The sequence below is a fragment of the Pseudomonas sp. QLc11A genome (assembly GCF_052112305.1).
GTDB lineage: Bacteria > Pseudomonadota > Gammaproteobacteria > Pseudomonadales > Pseudomonadaceae > Aquipseudomonas > Aquipseudomonas laurylsulfatiphila.
Genome location: NZ_JAVAJJ010000014.1, coordinates 57,739 through 70,604, shown reverse-complemented (window position 1 = coordinate 70,604; position 12,866 = coordinate 57,739). Strand labels below are relative to the sequence as shown.

Genomic DNA, 12,866 nt, shown 5'->3' with positions numbered 1-12,866 from the left:
AGCGATAGCGTCCGTCCAGGCGCCGCTAAACCAGAATCTCCACTTCCCCAAGATGCCCGCCATACGGCCCGAAACTGCGTTCGACGATATGCCGCGTGCCATCCGCCTGCACAATCAACGCCGTACTCGCCCGCGTCCCATAACTCTGGCTGGCAATGAACACACTCGACAGCAGCGTCTCGGTCGCCAACCCCACTCCCGTGTCCGGCAACTCGGCAAATGGCGCGGTCTGCGCATCGCTCAATAGCGCCAGCAGTGCCTGAGGCTGCGGATCATCCAGCACCTCGCTCAACGCCGCTTTGGCCTTGAGCAGTTTCGGCCAGGGTGTATCCAGCCCGGCATTGGATAACCCGTAGACCCCCGAGGCCAGCATGACGGCTTCCGATTCCCGTTGATTGAAGTGCCAGAGCTCATGGGGATTGCCGACCAGCAGGTTAAAGCCACCATATTCCAGCGAACGGTCGACAACATCGGCTAAATAGTCGTCAATTGGCATTTCCCCGGTGAGAAATCGCGCGACCAGCTCCCCACGAGACTTGCGCCCTGGCGGTCGATGGGGGTCGCGAATGTTGGTCAGCGCGGCAAAGCGTCCGTTGGCACCGACACCGAGCCAGGTACCACCGGCCTCCAGGTCGCGTCCGGCGTACACCTGGGGTGCTTCGGGCCATGGCGCCAGTGGGAGGCTGGGGCGGGCGTAAAACTCATCGCGATTGGCCGCCACGACCAGCGGCTGGGCATGGCCCGGGCGCCAGGCAAAAACAATCAGGCACATAAGGGCGTCCTTGTGTGTTTTTTGCCCACTCTACGCAGACATCGCTCATCGATCCATCGCCTTGCACAGTGGAGCTTGAGGCTATGCATCCGTTACCATGCCGCTCCGGTTTTGGGGATGCGGGCGGGACAACCATGGAATTTCTGCTCTATCTGGCGCTCGGCGCCTGTGCAGGTGTGCTCGCCGGGCTGTTTGGCGTGGGTGGCGGGATCATCATCGTCCCGGTGCTGGTGTTCAGCTTCAAGGCCCAAGGCTTCGATCCATCGATCCTCACGCACCTGGCGGTGGGGACGTCCCTGGCGACGATCATCTTTACCTCGGTCAACGCGGTGCGCGAGCATCACCGCCGTGGCGCCGTGCTTTGGCCGATCTTCATGTGGATGACCGTCGGCATACTGATCGGTGCCGGGTTCGGCGCCTTGACGGCGGAAGCGATTTCCGGCCCCAACCTGCAGAAACTCATTGGTGTATTTGCCTTGGTGATCGCCGCTCAACTGGCACTGGACGTCAAACCCAAGGCCAGCCGAACCGTGCCGGGCAAACTCGGTCTGACCGTGGCCGGCAGCGTGATTGGCTGGGCCTCGGCGATTTTCGGCATTGGCGGCGGTTCGTTGACCGTGCCATTCCTGACCTGGCGCAGCGTACCGATGCAGCAAGCTGTGGCCACTTCATCGGCCTGCGGGCTGCCGATTGCCCTGGCCAGTGCATTAAGTTTCATGATTCTGGGCTGGCACGATCCGTTGCTTCCGGCCCATAGTCTCGGTTTTGTTTATTTGCCGGCGCTGCTGGGCATTGCCCTGACCAGCATGGTGTTCGCCCGTTTGGGCGCGCGCCTGGCCCACAGGTTGTCGCCGAGGTTGCTGAAAAGGCTGTTTGCCGCTTTGCTGTTCTGCGTCGGTCTGAATTTTCTAGTCTGAAGCATCTGCTCTGACGCACAGCGCAATCCTGGCTTAATCCTGAGGTGGCAGCGTCGCCCGGGAATTTTTAAGATTTGAACTCTAACGAGGAGTCGCAATGCTGCCTTACCCGCAGATCGACCCGGTGGCTTTGGCCATCGGTCCGCTGAAAATCCACTGGTACGGCCTGATGTACCTGATCGGCATCGGCGGCGCCTGGCTGCTGGCCTCCCGCCGGTTGAACCGCTTCGACCCGACCTGGACCAAGGAGAAGCTCTCCGACATGGTGTTCTGGATGTCGATGGGGGTGATCGTCGGCGGACGCCTGGGTTATGTGCTGTTCTACGATCTGAGCGCCTATCTGGCCAACCCGACGCTGATTTTCGAAGTGTGGAAGGGCGGCATGTCGTTCCACGGCGGTTTCATCGGCGTGATGCTGGCGGCGCTGTGGTTCGGCAAGAAGAACAACAAGTCGTTCTTCCAGCTGATGGATTTCGTTGCTCCGATGGTGCCGATTGGCCTGGGGGCCGGGCGTATCGGCAACTTCATCAACGCCGAGTTGTGGGGCAAGGCAACCGATGTGCCCTGGGCGATGGTCTTTCCGACCGATCCGGCGCAACTGGCGCGTCATCCGTCGCAGCTGTACCAGTTCGCCCTCGAAGGTGTGGCGCTGTTCCTGATCCTCTGGTTGTTCTCGCGCAAGCCGCGGCCGACCATGGCGGTATCGGGCATGTTCGCGCTGTTCTATGGCATCTTCCGTTTCATCGTCGAGTTCGTCCGCGTACCGGACGCGCAACTGGGCTATCTGGCCTGGAACTGGCTGACCATGGGCCAGGTGCTGTGCCTGCCAATGATCGTCGGCGGCCTGGTCCTGATCTGGCTGGCGTATCACCGCGCCCCGGCAACGCCAGCGGCAGCCGTATAAAATTCGAACCCCGCAGCGATGGCTGCGGGTTCAAGGACACAGGTAATTCATGAAGCAATATCTCGAACTGGTCGCCCACGTCATCAAGAACGGCACCAAGCAGGCCAACCGTACCGGCGTGAACACCATCAGTTTTCCCGGCGCGATGCTGCGTTACGACCTGCAGGAAGGTTTCCCGGCGATCACCACGCGCAAGATGGCCTTCAAATCGGCCATCGGCGAAATGTGCGGATTCCTGCGTGGCGTGAACAACGCTGCCGAATTCCGTGCCTTGGGCTGCAAGGTCTGGGACCAGAATGCCAACGAAAACGCCCAGTGGCTGGCCAACCCGTTCCGCCAGGGCGAAGACGACCTTGGCGAAATCTATGGTGTGCAATGGCGCAAATGGCCGGCGTACAAGCAGATTCCGCTCAGCAACCCGGCCGCCATCGAGCAGACCCTCAAGCAAGGTTATCGCCAGATTGCCGAAGGCGAAGAAAACGGCCAGGCCTATGTGGTGCTGTACAAGGCCATCGACCAGGTTCGCCAGTGCGTCGACACCATCATCAAGGACCCGGGCAGCCGTCGCATCCTGTTCCACGGCTGGAACTGCGCCCAGCTTGATGAAATGGCCTTGCCGCCGTGCCACCTGCTGTACCAGTTCCACCCGAATGTCGAGACCAAAGAGATCTCCTTGACCCTCTACATTCGCTCCAACGACCTGGGCCTGGGCACGCCGTTCAATCTCACCGAAGGTGCCGCGTTGCTGAGCCTGATCGGTCGCTTGACCGGCTACACGCCGCGCTGGTTCACCTATTTCATCGGTGATGCGCACGTCTACGAAAATCACCTGGACATGCTCAACGAACAGCTCAAGCGTGAACCGTTCCCGATGCCGAAACTGGTGATTTCCGACCGTGTGCCGGAGTTTGCCAAGACAGGTGTGTATCAGCCGGAATGGCTGGAGCTGGTGGAGCCGGGCGACTTCTCGCTGGAAGGCTACGAGCACCACGCGCCAATGACCGCACCAATGGCGGTCTGAAGTACAACGCCTGAACCTGTGGGAGCGGGCTTGCCCGCGATGGCGGCGGCACATCCAACATTGATGTGACTGACATACCGCTATCGCGGGCAAGCCCGCTCCCACAGGGATTTGTGGTGTTCTCAGTGGCCGTGACTACGGCCGACATGGGAGTGCTCAGCCTCCGTCGCCACAACCCCGCCGCTCACTTCCAGCCGCTGCAAAATCCCGCATTGATCGATACCCGGCCTCTCGCCGCAGCGTTGGCGCAGGTCGAGCAGTTGTGCCTGCAAGGCCAGCAGGCCGTCGATCCGCGCCTTGACGTGGTGGATGTGCTCGTCGATCAGTGCGTTGACGCTTTCGCACTGGTCCTGCGGACTGTCGCGAAATGCCAGCAGGCTGCGGATTTCCTCGAGGGTCATGTCGAGGGTGCGACAGTTGCGGATGAAGGTCAGGCGCTCGGCGTGGGCCTGGGTGTAGACGCGATAGTTGCCGTCACTGCGGGCCGGTTCCGGCAGAAGGTTCTCGCGCTCGTAGTAACGGATCGTCTCTACGGCGCAGTCCGTGAGTTTCGCCAATTCTCCAATCTTCATGACGACAATCTCCAAAACTCCAAAATGGGTGCTTGACCCTATAGTGGCTACAGGGTCTTTACTGGGCAACAGGCACTCTTATGGACGCAACCAATGAGCGATTCTCAGCATACCCACAAACCTGTGGCCGAACATGAAATCGGCGTTAAGCTTCGACCCTTGCCCAAGCATGACCATGGCGGTCACGGTGACGCTTGCTGTTCATCAAGAACGGCAGCGCCTGCGCGGGTCACGCTGAGCGAATCGCCGACGGCGGGTGCCCGTCTGAGCAGCTTTCGCATCGAGGCGATGGACTGCCCGACCGAGCAGACGCTGATCCAGAACAAGCTAAGCAAGCTGACAGGCGTACAGCAGCTGGAGTTCAATCTGATCAACCGGGTGCTCGGCGTGACCCACGATTTGCCTGGCACCGAGCCAATCATCGAGGCGATCAAGGCCCTGGGCATGCACGCCGAACCACTGGAGCAGGGGGCTGAAACACCGGCAGCGAAACCCGACAGGAAACACTGGTGGCCATTGGCGTTGTCCGGTGTGGGTGCATTGCTGGCGGAAGTCATCCACTTCACCGCGACCGCGCCTGATTGGGTAGTCGCGGTCATTGCGCTGGTGTCCATCCTCAGCGGCGGTCTTGGCACCTATAAAAAGGGCTGGATCGCGCTCAAGAACCTCAATCTGAACATCAACGCACTGATGAGCATTGCCGTCACCGGCGCCATCCTGATCGGTCAATGGCCGGAAGCGGCGATGGTGATGTTCCTGTTCACCGTGGCCGAGCTGATCGAGGCTCGCTCCCTGGATCGTGCGCGCAATGCCATCGGCGGGCTGATGCAGATGGCGCCGGAGCAGGCGACGGTGTTGCAGGCCGACGGCAGTTGGGTCGAGCAGGATGTCAAAATCATCGAAATCGGCGCGCGGGTGCGTGTGCGTCCCGGCGAGCGCATTGGTCTGGACGGTGAGGTCCTGTCCGGGCGCTCGACCATCGATCAGGCGCCCATTACCGGGGAAAGCCTGCCGGTAGAGAAAACCATCGGCGACAAAGTGTTCGCCGGCACCATCAATCAGGCCGGTTCCCTTGAGTATGCGGTCACTGCCGCCGCGGGCAATTCGACCCTGGCACGCATCATCCACGCCGTTGAACAGGCGCAGGGCGCGCGGGCGCCGACCCAGCGATTCGTCGATCAGTTTTCGAAAATCTACACCCCGGCAGTGTTTGTTCTTGCGCTGGCCGTGGCGGTCATCCCACCGCTGTTCATGGGCGAGTTGTGGTTCGACTGGATCTATCGGGCGCTGGTGCTGCTGGTGGTGGCGTGCCCGTGTGCGCTGGTGATTTCCACGCCGGTGACCATCGTCAGCGGCCTCGCGGCGGCGGCGCGCAAAGGGATCCTGGTCAAGGGCGGCGTCTATCTGGAGGGCGGTTACAAGCTCGACTACCTGGCCCTGGACAAGACCGGCACCATCACCCACGGCAAGCCGGTGCAGACCGATTACCTGTCGCTGGACCCGACCGCCGATGCATCGGCGCCAGCCATTGCCGCCGCGCTCGCCGGGCGCTCGGATCACCCGGTTTCCCTGGCCATCGCCAAAGCGGCTGTGGATAACCAAAGCACGACGCTGATTGTGGATAACTTCGAAGCCTTGGGCGGGCGCGGTGTGCGCGGCGAGATCAACGGCCAGCTCTACCATTTGGGCAACCATCGTCTGGTGGAGGATCTGGGCCTGTGCTCGCTGGCGCTGGAAGAAAAACTGTTTGCCCTGGAAAAGCAGGGCAAGTCGGTGGTGCTGCTGCTTGATGCGTCCGGTCCTTTGGCACTGTTCGCTGTCGCCGATACGGTAAAAGCCTCCAGTCGCGAAGCCATCGAGCAACTGCATGACCTGGGTATCAAAACCCTGATGCTCACCGGCGACAACGTCCACACCGCGCAGGCCATTGCCGCGCAGGTCGGCATAGACGAAGCCAGGGGCGACCTGTTGCCGGGGGACAAATTGCAGTCTATCGAGGCCCTATATGCTCAGGGGCACCGGGTCGGCATGGTCGGCGACGGCATCAACGACGCGCCTGCACTGGCGCGTTCCGAGATCGGTTTCGCCATGGCCGCTGCGGGCACCGATACTGCGATAGAAACCGCCGATGTCGCCCTGATGGACGACGATTTGCGCAAGATCCCGGCATTCATTCGCCTGTCGCGGCAGACGTCGAGCATCCTCAAGCAGAACATCGCCCTGGCGTTGGTCATCAAGGCGATCTTTCTTGGGGTAACCTTCGCCGGGGTCGCTACCATGTGGATGGCAGTGTTCGCCGACATGGGCGTGAGTTTGCTGGTGGTGTTCAACGGTTTGCGCCTGCTGCGCAAGTAAAGAATGAGGGGCGGTTGTGCTGAGTGCCGAGCTGAAGGCGTTTTACATGGTGGCCCGCCTGGGCAGCATTACCCAGGCTGCCAAAAAGCTTGGCCTGAGCCAGCCGACGGTGACGACGCAGATCCGCAACCTCGAGAGTCAGTATGCGGTCGAGCTGTTCTACCGTGGCGGTCGGCGTCTCAGCGTCAGCGAGGAGGGCGCGCGGCTGTTGCCGATGGTCAAGGTGCTGATGCAGCAGGAAGCCGACATCGAGTTTTTCCTGCGTAACTGCGGCCAGGTCCAGGGCACTTTGCGCATTGCCGCCACGGCGCCGTATTACATCCTCGACCTGGTGAAAACCTTTCGCGAGCGTTTGCCGCAGGTGGAGGTGTCGGTGGAAATCGGCAATTCCCAGCAAGTGCTCGAAGCGCTGGAAGATTACCGGGTCGATGTTGCGGCATCGTCGCAGCTGCTCGATGACGCGCGCCTGATTCGCCGGGTGCTCGGCAGCGATCCGCTGGTGCTGGCGGTGCATCGCAATCATCCACTGGCGGTTCATGATCACGTACCACTCGGCGCTCTGGCCGGGCATACCCTGCTGATGCGCGAGCCGGGCTCGACCACCCGCCGCCTGACCGAAGAGTTGCTGGCCAGCGCCGGAGTGAGTTTCGGGCCACTGCTGGAGATCGGCAGCCGCGAATCGATCCGCGAAGCGGTGCTGCGCAACATCGGCATCAGCATCATCGCCCGCCAGGAAGTCCCCCATGATCCGCAACTGCGGGTGCTGACCATCGAGAATGCACCGCAGATTCCCGAATACCTGTATTGCCTCAAGGAACGCAAGGGCGCGCGGTTGCCGGCGGCGTTCCTCGGGTTGGCGCAGGAAATGGCCCCGGCCTGAATTCTGGGGTGCCTGTACCGGCCTCATCGCGAGCAAGCTCGCTCCCACAGTGGGTTTGAGGTGAAACACAAATTGTGTGAACACCCAAAATCCCTGTGGGAGCGAGCTTGCCCGCGATGGCGTCAGTTCAGGCAACACAGGAATTGAACCAAAATCCTCGAATACCACTATCGGCAGTTTTTGCCTTACTGCCACATGACGGACTCATTACAACCCTAGGATGGCCTGCATCTGCCAGATGAGGTCCGTCCATGAACAACTCGATCGCAACTGCCCTGACCAATCCCGGCGCCCCGATGAAGGTGCGCGGCGTACAGAAACGTTTCGGCGCTTTCACCGCGCTGGATAACGTTTCACTCGACGTGGCAGCCGGTGAGCTGGTGTGTCTGCTGGGTCCGTCGGGCTGTGGCAAGACCACCTTGCTGCGCTGTATCGCCGGCCTGGAAAAGCAGGACAGCGGCGAGTTGTACCTGGGGGATCGCGACGTTTCCCACCTGGCTCCCCAGGCGCGGGACTACGGCATTCTGTTCCAGTCCTACGCGTTGTTCCCCAATCTCACTGTCGAAGCGAACATTGCCTATGGCCTCGCCGGCAATGGTCGCGACCAGATTCGCCAGCGTGTCGGTCAGATGCTGGAACTGGTCGGCCTGAGCGGCAGCGAGAAAAAATATCCCGGTCAGTTGTCCGGTGGCCAGCAGCAGCGGGTTGCACTGGCTCGCGCTCTGGCCCCGGCACCATCGCTGTTGCTGCTCGACGAGCCGATGTCGGCCCTCGATGCCCGGGTGCGCGAGCATCTGTGCACCGAACTGCGCCAGCTGCAACGCAACCTCGGCATCACCACCCTGATGGTGACCCACAATCAGGACGAGGCCATGTTGATGGCCGACCGTATCGCCGTGATGAACAACGGCAAGGTCGAGCAGTACGCCACGCCGCAGGAAATCTACAACCGCCCGGCCACGCCGTTCGTGGCGGAGTTCGTCGGCCAGGGCAACTGGTTGCCGTTCCAGCGCAGCAGCGACAGCCACGCCCAGGTCGGCGGGATGAACATGCGCCTGGCCGAAGGCAGCGCCAAGACCGCCTCGGGCCGTTTGTTCTGCCGCCCCGAAGCGATCAACGTCAATCCGCTGGTGCACGAGGAAAACCTGTTCCCGGCCAAGGTTCGCGAGATCACCTTCCTCGGCAACCGCTGCCGCATGAGCTTCGAGCTCGATCATTTGCCGGGCCATGCGCTATTGGCGGAACTGGCACCGGAAGCCATGCCGCGCCTTGGCGCCCGGCAGATCATGGTCGCCTTGCCGCCGCGCAGCCTGCAGGTGTTTGCCTGATGAGCGCGAACATTGCGCTGCCGCTGCCACAACAGCAGGTTCGGCAGACTTCCCGTGCCGAGATCGGTGACCGGCTGTTCGTGGTCGGCGGCAAAGTGCTTCTGCTGGTGCTGTTGGGCGTTGCCGTATTGATGCCGTTGCTGGCGATCTTTTGGCGTGGTTTCAGCGCTGAAGCCGGGCAGGGTGGTGGTTGGGTTGCAGCGAAAGAACTGGTGACCAGCGAGAACTTCCACTGGTTGCTCGGCAACAGTCTGAAGGTTTCCCTCAGCGTCGCGACGATTGTCGTACCCCTGGCTTATCTGTTTGCCTACGCGCTGCAACGCACCCTGATTGCAGGTAAAGGTATCTGGCGTGGCATTTCCCTGCTGCCATTGATGGCGCCGTCGATGCTGCCCGGGATTGCGCTGGTCTACCTGTTTGGCAACCAGGGCATGCTGCGTGGCCTGCTCTCGGACAATATCTACGGCTTCTGGGGCATTGTTCTGGGTGAGGTGATCTACACCTTCCCGCACGCCTTGATGATTCTTCTGTCGGCCTTGTCACTGGCGGATGCGCGACTGTTCGATGCGGCTTCAAGCATGGGCGCCAGTCCGGCGAAAGCGTTCCGCAGCATCACCTGGCCGGCGACCCGTCAGGCGGTTTTCGCTGCGTTCTGCCTGGTGTTCACCCTGACCATCACCGATTTCGGTGTTCCGGTGGTGGTCGGCGGCGACTATCAAGTGCTGGCGCTGGAAGCCTATAAAGCCGTGGTCGGCCAACAGCAATTCGGCCGCGGTGCCTTGATCGGCATGGTGTTGTTGCTGCCGGCGCTGTTCAGCTTTGGTGTCGATGCCTGGTTGCGTCGCCGTCACGGCGACTCCATGAGCGGTCGTGCCCAGGTGTTCAAGCCTGCGCCATCGAAGCTGCGCGACACTTGCTACCTGGCCATCGTCCTGTTGATCAGTGCTGCGTTGCTGCTGGTGTTCGGCATGGCGGTGTTCTCGTCCCTGGTGAAATTCTGGCCGTACAACCTGTCGCTGTCGCTCAACCACTATCAGTTCAATGAAACCGCCGGCGGTGGCTGGCTGGCCTACGGCAACAGCTTGAAGATGGCCTTGGGCACGGCGTTGATCGGCAGCCTGCTGATTTTCACCGGCGCCTACCTGATGGAAAAAACCAGGGGCCAGCGCGGCCTGAACCTGACCTTGCGCATGCTCAGCTTCGTACCGATGGCGGTGCCGGGCCTGGTGTTGGGGTTGGGTTACGTCTTCTTCTTCAACCTCACTGGCAACCCGCTGCACGGGCTGTACGGGACCATGACCCTGCTGATCGTCTGCACCATTGCGCACTATTTGACCACCGCGCAAATGACCGCCACCACCGCATTGCGTCAACTCGATGCCGAGTTCGAAGCCGCCGCGCTGTCGCTCAAGGCGCCGCTGTACCGCCATTACCTGCGCGTCACCGTGCCGATTTGCCTGCCGGCTTTGCTGGACATCGTGCGCTACCTGTTCGTCTCGGCCATGACCACCGTCTCGGCGGCGATCTTCCTCTACAGCCCCGACACCATCCTCGCGGCGGTGGCGGTACTGAACATGGACGACGCCGGCAACGTCGGCGGCGCGGCGGCGATGTCGACCCTGATTCTGTTCACCTCGGCGGGCGTGTCGCTGCTGCTGGCCGGGGCTTCGCGCGGTTTGCTGCGCCGCTCTCAGGCCTGGCGGCAGACCGCGCCCGGTCACTGATTCACACCCTCAACTCAAATACAGGAAAAGATCATGTTCAAGCCTATGGCCCTGGCCGCCGCTGTCCTCACCGCTTTCAGCCTGAACGCCTTTGCGGCGAAAACCGAGTTGACGGTGTACACCGCCCTCGAAGCTGAGCAGCTGAAAACCTATAAAGAAGCCTTCGAAAAGGCCAACCCGGACGTCGAAATCAAATGGGTGCGCGATTCCACCGGCATCATCACGGCTAAGTTGCTCGCCGAAAAAGCCCGCCCGCAGGCTGACGCCGTGTGGGGCCTGGCGGCTTCCAGCCTGGCGATCCTCGACCAGCAAGGCATGCTGCAAAGCTATGCACCGAAGGACCTGGGCAAGATCGGCGCCAACTACCGTGACGCCGCCAACCCGCCAGCCTGGGTCGGCATGGATGTCTGGGCCGCGACCATTTGTTTCAACACCGTCGAAGCCGAAAAGCAGGGCCTGACCAAACCCGTGAGCTGGCAAGACCTGACCAAGCCTGAGTACAAAGGCAAGATCGTCATGCCGAACCCGGCGTCGTCCGGCACCGGCTTCCTCGACGTCAGCGCCTGGCTGCAAACCTTCGGCGAGAAGCAGGGCTGGGCCTACATGGACGGCCTGCACCAGAACATCGGCCAGTACGTTCACTCCGGTTCCAAGCCTTGCAAACTGGCGGCCGCGGGTGAGTTCCCGATCGGTATTTCCTTCGAGTACCCGGCGGTTCAACTGAAACGCCAGGGCGCACCGCTGGACATCATCCTGCCGAAGGAAGGCCTGGGCTGGGAAATCGAAGCGACCGCCGTGATCAAGGGCACTGCCCACGAAGAAGCCGCGAAGAAACTGGCTGACTTCTCTGCCAGCCCTGAGGCGATGGAACTCTACAAAGAAAACTTCGCAGTGCTCGCCCAGCCTGGCATCGCCAAGCCGCAGACCGAACTGCCAGCCGACTACGAACAGCGCCTGATCAAGAACGACTTCGCCTGGGCCTCGAAGAACCGCGACGAGATCCTGACCGAATGGCGCAAGCGTTATGATGGCAAGTCCGAGAAAGTGGCGGCCAAGTAAGATCTTTATCGGCTGAAAGGGCCTCTTCGCGAGCAAGCCCGCTCCCACAGGGAAATGCATTCCAATGTGGGAGCGAGCCTGCTCGCGAAAGCGGTCTACCATTCACCACAAATCTCACTGATCGGGAGACTTCTGATGCACAGCCATGAACAAACCGTCGCCAAGGTCTTCGCCCTCTATGAACGCTTTGGCGACAGCGACTACATCGGCGAGCCGGTGTCGCAGATCGAGCACATGTCCCAGACCGCCCAATGCGCGATGGCCGAAGGCTTCGACGACGAAGTCGTGCTGGCGGCGTTCTTCCACGATATCGGGCACATCTGCGCCGAGGGTGCCGAGAACATGGGCGGCTACGGCGTGGTCAGCCACGAACGGCTGGGCGCCGATTATTTGCGCAATGCCGGCTTCAGCGAACGCATGGCCCGGTTGGTGGAGTACCACGTCCAGGCCAAGCGTTATCTGACACTCAGGGAACCTGGGTACTACGAACGCCTGAGCGAAGCCAGTCGCCGGACCCTGGAATATCAGGGGGGGGTGATGACCGAAGCTGAAGCCGATGCCTTCGAGCAGGACCCGTTGTGCAAAGTCAGTTTGCGCATGCGCCAGTGGGATGAACAGGCCAAGGAGATGCATGTGCCGGTGATTGATCTAGGGGTGTTGAAGCGCAAAGCCATCAGAGTCTTGTCTCTCGAAGCCTGCTGAAACGCCCTACAAGTAAATGAAACTGTTCGCGCAGAGAGTTCCGGCGAGACGGGCTAGCTTGATCGGCCCTTATTCAATGAGAAACTCCACCATGCGTTATTTGAAAGTGACTGCCCAGGACCGCAGCGCGAACGGCAAGGCCGACACCGTCCTCCTGCATTTTTTCGAGGAGAGTAGCGGGGCAGAGGACAGGCTCATCCATAAGGCCTATGCGCTGGATATCACGGCTGATGGCAAGGTTGATTTCCAGGTCGGTGATGTGAACAACGATGGTAAGGAAAACATCAAGGACGAGCGGTTGCTCAGGTCGTTTGCCAACGCCTACTTGCAGCTCAAATGGTTCAACCGCGGCGATACCTGGGATCGCTATTTGAAGATATTCACCGAAGATTTCGCCAACGACGGTTCGCCAGACACCGTGCGCCTGCACTTTCATGAAGGCGTCGGCAAACCGTCGGATCAAACTATCGTTTACACCGCGTCCGCCTATGACACCAACAACGACGGGAAGATGGATTGGCTGATCCACTTCGATATGGATAACGACGGTGACCAGGATGCGGTGGATCAGCAGCGCGTCTCACAGCTCAGCACTGCGTATCTGCTGTTCAACTGGAGCTGACGATCAGCAA

General features: G+C 61.0%; 12 protein-coding genes. 10 read left to right on the top strand and 2 right to left on the bottom strand.

What is annotated here, in order from left to right; translation table 11 throughout:
- Positions 1-25: 25 nt before the first annotated feature.
- Positions 26-772, bottom strand: coding sequence for an NRDE family protein (locus Q8X48_RS19965; protein ID WP_407800039.1), 747 nt, complete (start codon positions 770-772; stop codon positions 26-28).
- A gap of 134 nt (positions 773-906) precedes the next feature.
- Between Q8X48_RS19965 and Q8X48_RS19960 the strand changes: the two genes are divergently transcribed.
- From Q8X48_RS19960 to Q8X48_RS19950, 3 genes are all read left to right on the top strand, one after another.
- The gene (locus Q8X48_RS19960; protein WP_407800038.1) at positions 907-1,689 is read left to right on the top strand and encodes a sulfite exporter TauE/SafE family protein; all 783 of its coding nucleotides are present in this window, start codon (positions 907-909) and stop codon (positions 1,687-1,689) included.
- Positions 1,690-1,786: 97 nt separating this feature from the next.
- A complete protein-coding gene (gene lgt, locus Q8X48_RS19955; RefSeq protein WP_015097247.1) occupies positions 1,787-2,593 on the top strand; it encodes a prolipoprotein diacylglyceryl transferase in 807 nt (268 codons plus the stop codon).
- A 49-nt stretch (positions 2,594-2,642) separates the two neighbouring features.
- Complete coding sequence (locus Q8X48_RS19950) at positions 2,643-3,614, top strand: thymidylate synthase (protein WP_007976417.1); 972 nt, start codon at positions 2,643-2,645, stop codon at positions 3,612-3,614.
- 122 nt (positions 3,615-3,736) lie between these two features.
- On the opposite strand, the gene cadR is transcribed toward Q8X48_RS19950, so the two are convergent.
- Positions 3,737-4,186, bottom strand: coding sequence for a Cd(II)/Pb(II)-responsive transcriptional regulator (gene cadR, locus Q8X48_RS19945; protein ID WP_217836640.1), 450 nt, complete (start codon positions 4,184-4,186; stop codon positions 3,737-3,739).
- A 93-nt stretch (positions 4,187-4,279) separates the two neighbouring features.
- Between cadR and Q8X48_RS19940 the strand changes: the two genes are divergently transcribed.
- The 7 genes from Q8X48_RS19940 to Q8X48_RS19910 all read left to right on the top strand — a co-directional run bounded on the left by Q8X48_RS19940 (position 4,280) and on the right by Q8X48_RS19910 (position 12,856).
- On the top strand, positions 4,280-6,541 hold the full coding sequence (locus tag Q8X48_RS19940; protein WP_407800037.1) for a heavy metal translocating P-type ATPase: 2,262 nt from the start codon (positions 4,280-4,282) through the stop codon (positions 6,539-6,541).
- Positions 6,542-6,557: 16 nt separating this feature from the next.
- A complete protein-coding gene (locus Q8X48_RS19935) occupies positions 6,558-7,421 on the top strand; it encodes a LysR family transcriptional regulator (protein WP_407800036.1) in 864 nt (287 codons plus the stop codon).
- Positions 7,422-7,672: 251 nt separating this feature from the next.
- Positions 7,673-8,749, top strand: a complete 1,077-nt coding sequence (locus Q8X48_RS19930) for a putative 2-aminoethylphosphonate ABC transporter ATP-binding protein (RefSeq protein WP_126048129.1) — start codon at positions 7,673-7,675, stop codon at positions 8,747-8,749.
- The gene (locus tag Q8X48_RS19925) at positions 8,749-10,473 is read left to right on the top strand and encodes a putative 2-aminoethylphosphonate ABC transporter permease subunit (RefSeq protein ID WP_407800035.1); all 1,725 of its coding nucleotides are present in this window, start codon (positions 8,749-8,751) and stop codon (positions 10,471-10,473) included. The genes Q8X48_RS19930 and Q8X48_RS19925 overlap by 1 nt, the downstream gene beginning before the upstream one ends.
- Positions 10,474-10,506: 33 nt before the next feature.
- Positions 10,507-11,532, top strand: coding sequence for a putative 2-aminoethylphosphonate ABC transporter substrate-binding protein (locus tag Q8X48_RS19920; RefSeq protein ID WP_015097240.1), 1,026 nt, complete (start codon positions 10,507-10,509; stop codon positions 11,530-11,532).
- A gap of 135 nt (positions 11,533-11,667) precedes the next feature.
- Positions 11,668-12,234, top strand: a complete 567-nt coding sequence (locus Q8X48_RS19915) for a phosphonate degradation HD-domain oxygenase (RefSeq protein WP_407800034.1) — start codon at positions 11,668-11,670, stop codon at positions 12,232-12,234.
- Between the two features lie 16 nt (positions 12,235-12,250).
- Positions 12,251-12,856 (top strand): hypothetical protein, encoded by a 606-nt coding sequence (locus tag Q8X48_RS19910; RefSeq protein ID WP_407800033.1) that lies wholly within the window; start codon positions 12,251-12,253, stop codon positions 12,854-12,856.
- Positions 12,857-12,866: the final 10 nt, after the last annotated feature.

Excerpts from the sequence above, each read along its gene's own strand:
- Q8X48_RS19965 (WP_407800039.1), bottom strand. The coding sequence starts at position 772 with ATGTGCCTGATTGTTTTTGCCTGGCGCCCGGGCCATGCCCAGCCGCTG.
- Q8X48_RS19960 (WP_407800038.1), top strand. The coding sequence starts at position 907 with ATGGAATTTCTGCTCTATCTGGCGCTCGGCGCCTGTGCAGGTGTGCTC.
- lgt (WP_015097247.1), top strand. The coding sequence starts at position 1,787 with ATGCTGCCTTACCCGCAGATCGACCCGGTGGCTTTGGCCATCGGTCCG.
- Q8X48_RS19950 (WP_007976417.1), top strand. The coding sequence starts at position 2,643 with ATGAAGCAATATCTCGAACTGGTCGCCCACGTCATCAAGAACGGCACC.
- cadR (WP_217836640.1), bottom strand. The coding sequence starts at position 4,186 with ATGAAGATTGGAGAATTGGCGAAACTCACGGACTGCGCCGTAGAGACG.
- Q8X48_RS19940 (WP_407800037.1), top strand. The coding sequence starts at position 4,280 with ATGAGCGATTCTCAGCATACCCACAAACCTGTGGCCGAACATGAAATC.
- Q8X48_RS19930 (WP_126048129.1), top strand. The coding sequence starts at position 7,673 with ATGAACAACTCGATCGCAACTGCCCTGACCAATCCCGGCGCCCCGATG.
- Q8X48_RS19925 (WP_407800035.1), top strand. The coding sequence starts at position 8,749 with ATGAGCGCGAACATTGCGCTGCCGCTGCCACAACAGCAGGTTCGGCAG.
- Q8X48_RS19920 (WP_015097240.1), top strand. The coding sequence starts at position 10,507 with ATGTTCAAGCCTATGGCCCTGGCCGCCGCTGTCCTCACCGCTTTCAGC.
- Q8X48_RS19915 (WP_407800034.1), top strand. The coding sequence starts at position 11,668 with ATGCACAGCCATGAACAAACCGTCGCCAAGGTCTTCGCCCTCTATGAA.
- Q8X48_RS19910 (WP_407800033.1), top strand. The coding sequence starts at position 12,251 with ATGAAACTGTTCGCGCAGAGAGTTCCGGCGAGACGGGCTAGCTTGATC.